The organism is Spiroplasma endosymbiont of Lariophagus distinguendus (genome assembly GCF_023846195.1).
Lineage (GTDB): Bacteria > Bacillota_I > Bacilli_A > Mycoplasmatales > VBWQ01 > Spiroplasma_E.
The window spans coordinates 1-6,378 of sequence record NZ_JALMUW010000060.1 but is presented as its reverse complement, the minus strand read 5'-3'; the positions used below and the strand labels follow the sequence as shown (position 1 = coordinate 6,378).

5 protein-coding genes are annotated in these 6,378 nt (G+C 23.3%); 3 read left to right on the top strand and 2 right to left on the bottom strand.

Going from position 1 to position 6,378, the window contains the following annotated elements; all coding sequences use genetic code 4:
* The first annotated feature begins 488 nt into the window (after window positions 1–488).
* Window positions 489–3,212 carry a magnesium-translocating P-type ATPase gene (gene mgtA, locus M0D11_RS04975; protein ID WP_252320652.1) on the top strand — a complete coding sequence of 908 codons (2,724 nt, stop codon included), beginning with the start codon at window positions 489–491 and terminating at the stop codon, window positions 3,210–3,212.
* Window positions 3,213–3,357: 145 nt separating this feature from the next.
* On the top strand, window positions 3,358–3,771 hold the full coding sequence (locus tag M0D11_RS04970) for a hypothetical protein (protein ID WP_252320650.1): 414 nt from the start codon (window positions 3,358–3,360) through the stop codon (window positions 3,769–3,771).
* 20 nt (window positions 3,772–3,791) lie between these two features.
* Here M0D11_RS04970 and M0D11_RS04965 read toward each other — a convergent pair whose 3' ends face one another.
* Both M0D11_RS04965 and M0D11_RS04960 read right to left on the bottom strand, forming a co-directional pair.
* A complete protein-coding gene (locus tag M0D11_RS04965) occupies window positions 3,792–4,007 on the bottom strand; it encodes an IS3 family transposase (protein ID WP_252320648.1) in 216 nt (71 codons plus the stop codon).
* Window positions 4,008–4,545: 538 nt separating this feature from the next.
* Window positions 4,546–4,833, bottom strand: coding sequence for a hypothetical protein (locus M0D11_RS04960; RefSeq protein ID WP_252320646.1), 288 nt, complete (start codon window positions 4,831–4,833; stop codon window positions 4,546–4,548).
* A 302-nt stretch (window positions 4,834–5,135) separates the two neighbouring features.
* Here M0D11_RS04960 and M0D11_RS04955 point away from each other — a divergent pair, with 302 nt between their 5' ends.
* Complete coding sequence (locus M0D11_RS04955; protein WP_252320644.1) at window positions 5,136–6,266, top strand: ankyrin repeat domain-containing protein; 1,131 nt, start codon at window positions 5,136–5,138, stop codon at window positions 6,264–6,266.
* The last annotated feature ends 112 nt before the right edge of the window (window positions 6,267–6,378 follow it).

The window sequence follows — 6,378 nt, the reverse complement described above, 5'->3', positions numbered from 1 at the left end:
ATTCATTAAATTTGTCGATAAGAATTCATATTGATTCATGATATTTTTTAATTTCTAAATTTAGTTGATTAATTTCTATTTTCTGTTTTTCAGTCATTTTAACTACCTTTTATAAATTAATTATTTAAAAAATAATTAATTTATATTTCCTTTCATTTTTCTAAATAAAAAACTATTATTTTTATTTAAAAATAATAGGTTAAAAACTCATATCAAGTTTAACTAAATACTATCATATTTGATTAATAAATATAGAAAATTGATTAGAAGATTTATAATTATATTTCAACTCCTTTTAAATCATTGATGTTTACTCCTATTTTTGATATAAATAATTTGTATTTAAAAATAATACAAATTTTTTATTGAAAATAGAAGAATATTATTCTTAAATATTTGGTAGTTTTAAGAACTTTATTCACTAAAATAAAGTTCTTTTGATTTTAGTATACAATTAAATTATACGTTTGAAGAAAGGTTGGTTGATAATGCAATTTTTTAAAAAGAAGCATATAGAACAAAAAACAACAACCATGTTTAAACAATTTTCGCAACTATCGAAAGAAGAAGTTATCCAACAATTAGATGGTAGTATGTACGGATTAAAAAAGGAAGAAGTAGAAGACAGACTTAAAAAATATGGTAAAAATGTTTTTTCTCATAAACGATTTGTTTGATACAAAAAATTAATGCACAATATTTTTAATCCTTTTATTATTGTTTTAATGATAATAGTTATCTATAATTTTATTAGTTACAGTATTATTGATACTAATACTGATAAAAATGTTGATTTGTACAGTGCTATTATTGTTTTAGTAATGATTATTTTGAGTGTTTTTATATCTTACTTTCAAGATTATCGTTCCTATAAATCTTCAGAAAAATTACGACAATTAATTGAAACAACAGCCAGTGTTTTTCGATTTAGTAATAAAAATAAAAAAATTGATTTTAATGCTTTAAATAGTGTTGCCAATTTTACAAAAGAAGTATTAATTGAAAATTTAGTACCAGGTGATATTATTTTCTTATCTTCTGGTGATATGATTCCTGCTGATGTTCGAATTTTAGTTTCAACCGATCTATTTATTAATCAATCAGCACTAACTGGTGAAACATTTCCTGTTGAAAAACATGCTATTAATACTAAAGATGATAATAAAAAAAGTAGTATCCTAGAATTAGAAAACATATGTTTTATGGGTACTAGTATTGTTTCGGGCGGTGCTATTGCTATTGTTATTGCATCAGGTGTTAATACTTATTTTGGATCAATTGCTAGTGCAGTAACTAGTAAACGTCCTGTTACTAGTTTTAGTAAAGGTATTAAAAAAGTTACCTACATTCTTATTGGTTTTATGTGTGTAATGGTACCATTAATATTTATTGTTAATGTAATTACTAAAAATAATATTTTAACAGCGTTAATATTTTCAATATCAGTTGCTGTTGGTATTACCCCCGAAATGCTGCCAATGATTGTTAGCGCTAACTTAGCAAAAGGTGCAATTAGATTATCACATAAAAAAGTAATTGTTAAAAATTTAACTAGTATTCAAAGTTTTGGTGCAATGGATGTTTTATGCACTGATAAAACCGGTACTTTAACTGAGGATAGAATTGAGTTAGTTAAACACTTAGATCCAGAAGGTGTTGAATCAAACAAAGTTTTAGAAATGGCATATTTAAATAGTTCTTTACAAACTGGATTAAAAAATAATATTGATAAAACAATTGTCCAACACATTAAAGCTCATCATAATAAAATAGTTGAAATGCCCTATCGTAAAATTGATGAAATACCTTTTGATTTTATAAGAAGACGAATGTCAATAGTAGTTTCAAAAGATAAAATTAATAATACTTTAATTTGCAAAGGAGCAGTAGAAGAAATATTAAAAATTTGTACTAAAGTTGAAATTGGGGGGAAAGTAATTACCTTAACTGATAAAATTAAAGAAAATGTTTTAAAATTAAGTACGGAATTAAATAATGATGGTTTACGAGTAATTGCAATTGGCTATCAAGATTTTGCTAGTGACAAAACAGTTTTTAAAATAGAAGATGAATCTAATTTAGTTTTATTAGGATATATAGGTTTTTTAGATGTACCTAAACCTAGTGCTATTAAAGCAATAACAACTCTTAATCAACACGGAATTGATGTTAAAATTTTGACTGGTGATAATGAAATTGTTACTAAAGCAATTTGTAAAAAGGTGGGATTAGAGCCAGGAATTCCTTTATTAGGTAGTGACATTGAAGATATGGATGATCAACATTTACAAGCATTAGTAAATAAAACTACTATTTTTGCGAAAATGGATCCATTACAAAAATCAAGAATTATTGACATTTTAAAGTTAAATGGTCACACTGTTGGCTTTTTAGGTGATGGTATTAATGATGCTGTTGCTTTGCATCACGCTGATGTTGGAATATCTGTTAATAGTGCTACTGATATTGCCAAAGAAGCATCTGATATTATTTTATTAGAAAAAGATTTAGATGTTTTAGAGCAAGGAGTGATCAGCGGTAGAAATACTTTTGGTAATATTTTAAAATATATTAAAATTACTATTTCTTCTAATTTTGGTAATTCATTAAGTATTTTAATTGCTTCAATTTGGTTACCTTTTTTACCAATGATGGCAATTCAAATTTTACTACAAAATTTATTATATGATATTTCTCAATTAGCAATTCCTTGAGATAGGGTTGATGAAGACTTTATTAAAAAACCACAAAAATGAAATGCAAAAAGCATTTTACCTTTTGCATTCTGGAATGGACCGCTAAGTTCAATATTTGATATAACCACCTTTTTATTTTTAGGATATGGTTTACATATCTTTGCCAATTTTGCTAATGTAGATCCTAATAGTGCTGCTGGCATATATCAACAATCATTATTTCATACTGGATGATTTATTTTAGGAGTTACTTCACAAACATTAATTGTACAATTATTACGAACTTCTAAGGTACCTTTTATTCAAAGTATGCCATCTCATCAGCTATTTTTAACAACAATTATAATTACTATTATTGGCATTAGTATTCCATATACACAATTAGGAGCTACTATTGGTTTAACACCAATTCCTTTAATTTTTTATGCTTATTTAGCGGGTGTTGTTATTGTTTATTTCATTGCTAGTCAATTATTAAAAATGATATATATAAAGGTTAATAAACGCTGATTGTAAACTAAATTTTAATTTTAAGAAAAATGTATTGGTTTTTTTAAAGTTATGATACAAATAAATGTAAAACTAAAGAAAGTTTTTGTATTCCTGTTACTTTTAATAAAGTAACAGGAATTTTATATTATAGATAGGAACAAATAAAAGTATGCTAACATTAAATTACCTTATTGATCAATTTCAAAAGAAAAGAATTCAATTTTCTATTATTGAAGATTTTATGAATAATCCAAACATTAGTGATGAGGAAGTTATTAGTTTAGATAATAACAATAGAAATGCCCTTCATAATAGTTTTTTATTAGATTTAGATGAAGGAGCAGAAATAGAAGATGAATATAACTATGATCCACATGAGGAAGGTTGAGAAACTTCAAGTGAATTAATAGAATTTACAACTAATAAAATAAAACTTATTAATTGATTAATAAATTTTAAAAAAAATGATAAAAATTTTTTAAATCAACAAGATATTGAAGGAAATTCACCCTTACATTTAGCAATTATGAAACAATATATTGTAGACTGAAAATGTGAACTTGTCAAGAAAAGTGGACAATAAAAGTAACCTTTTATTAAATTTTATAAAATAGCGTTTGTAAGTGTTAAATTTATAGGTATGAAATAATTATTTGTTGGTTTTTGGAATGAGCTTCAATCGATATTCGATTGGACCATTCCTTTTAATTTATTTGGTCGATAATTATTATAAAAGTAAATATATTTAGGTAAGTTGTCTTGTATTCATTCAATAGTTCTATTTTTTCTTGGAATTTGATATAGAAATTCTGTTTTCATTGTTCCAAATCAAGTTTCAGTAGCACCATTATCACAGGATTACCTCTTCTAGACATTAAATTTTATTTTAATTCATCACATAAAATTTTATAAAGTATTTGTATAGTGAAATCCTTGATCTGATTGTAAAATTCATAGTAGGTTTTGAGCATTAACTCAAAGCTGGATAATGTTTTGGACAACAAATGTCATGTCTAAACTTGCACTTATTTATAATCTAATATTTCATTATTATGAAAATCTTTAACAATTGATAAATAATATGTTTTACCATTAGTTAATAAATAAGTTATATCAAACCTAATTTTTGATTTAAATTAGTAGTTGAAAAATCACGTTTTAATAAATTATCATATCTTAAACTTCCTGATTTAGTTCTATAATCAAATTTTTATACGAACCTTAGTTTAAACTCATATTTTCATATATCTATATACAATATGAAATTTTAATTTTAAATTATAAATTTTGTTAATTCATAAAGTTATCATTTATAACCATAAATTTCTTGAAATTCATAAAAATATTTTTAATTATATTAGCACAAAAATGTATCTCATTTATTAAATTCATTCATTCCATTCTTAATTCACTTATAATATCCTGATTTTGAAACATTTAATAATCAACATAAATAACTAATCTGATATTTTTTTCAATGAGAAAATCACAAAATATTTCTTCTTTTTTTCGATTTTCTAAATACTTTATATCGTTCATTGCCTCAATATATTCAATTAATTCTTGTTTGTCATTTCGGTATTAAATTTAAAGATTTAGGTCGACCTAGTTCTTTTGGTTTTTTTAGCACGAATTCCATTGCCATATTCCAAACCTTTTCACCTAATAATTTATATGTTAATTCATTCTTTTATTGATGATCGACCAATACCATACTCTAATGCGGTTTATCAATTGTTTTAATTTTACTTATTTTTATTATTTTAACTTTCTTCTTTTGATAGTCATTTTAGCCATAAAAAAATGAACACCTTCCTTAAGTATTTTTAACACAAGGTTACAATTCTGTGTCTACTTTATTCTAGATGTTCAAAACTTGGAGGAGAGTTTAAAAATATAGGAAAGCAACTAATTAATAATTCACAAGTTAATCCCAATTTAGTAAATTTGCAAAATGAAACTCCATTTTGCAAATTATTAATACAAGAAATTAATAAAGCTGATACATACCCGACAAATGAAGAAATTCGTGAATTAGTTAATGATTTTCAAAATAATTCTCATTTTAATATTAATAGTGTTAATAATAAAAAACAAAATCTTTTACATATTATTGCTAAAGAAGGTAATAAAACTGATTTTAGAATTAATTTTGCTATCACTAAAAAAACTAATTTTTATCAAATAGATGATAATGGTAATATACCTTATGAAATAGCAATCCTAAACAACAATTTTGATATGTTAGAAATAATAGAAAATTGCAAATATTTTGATATTAATACACCTATTGATAAGTTTAATAACACTATATTACATAGAGCAATTAGAAATAATAATAAAAAAATTATAAGAACACTACTATTAAAAAATGAAAATGGTGATTTAGAAATTAATTTTGATATTAAAAATAAAAATAATGAAAAACCTTTTAAATTTGAAGATATGATACTTGATTGATTACATCAATTACCAAGAAATCAAAATCAAATTGAAATGATGATTATTGATTTTTTAATAACAAATGAATGTAATTATAATAATTATATAACTAGAGAAGGATTAACTTGATGAACTTTAGCTATTAAATATAACTTAAAAGAAGTTACTAATTATTTGGTTAATAATGTATTAACTGATATTAACAAAATAGATAGTAATCCTTTTAAAAATAAAAATTATCTTTTTGATAATGAGATAAAAGAAGAAGTAGATAGTATGTTAGATGATTTATCATATGTTGATTCAAAAATTATAACATCTATTAAAAAACTTCCAAATTGTCCTAATTTTAATGAATTACAAAAAGATGTTTTAGAACAACGAGTAACTGCTATCCATAATTTCAAAAAATATCAAACTGATCAAAATTTATCTGATAATGAAAAAGCAATTTTTAAGATATACCTAGATGCAATATTAGATGAAGATGATACAAATTGATCAGAAGAAAAGAAAACAGATTTTAATAAAGTAAAAGAATGATTAACAAAAGAAGAAGTTAACAAAGAAAAGCGTAAATTAGAAAATACAGAAAAAAATGATAGCAAAAAAAGAAAAAAGTTATCAATTGCATAACTACTACTAAAACTTTTCTTAAAAATTAATATTTTAATAAAAATAACTGCAAAATAATAGCAAATAGTTTCCGTATTATTTATAAAAATAGATAAAAATTATGTCAATATCG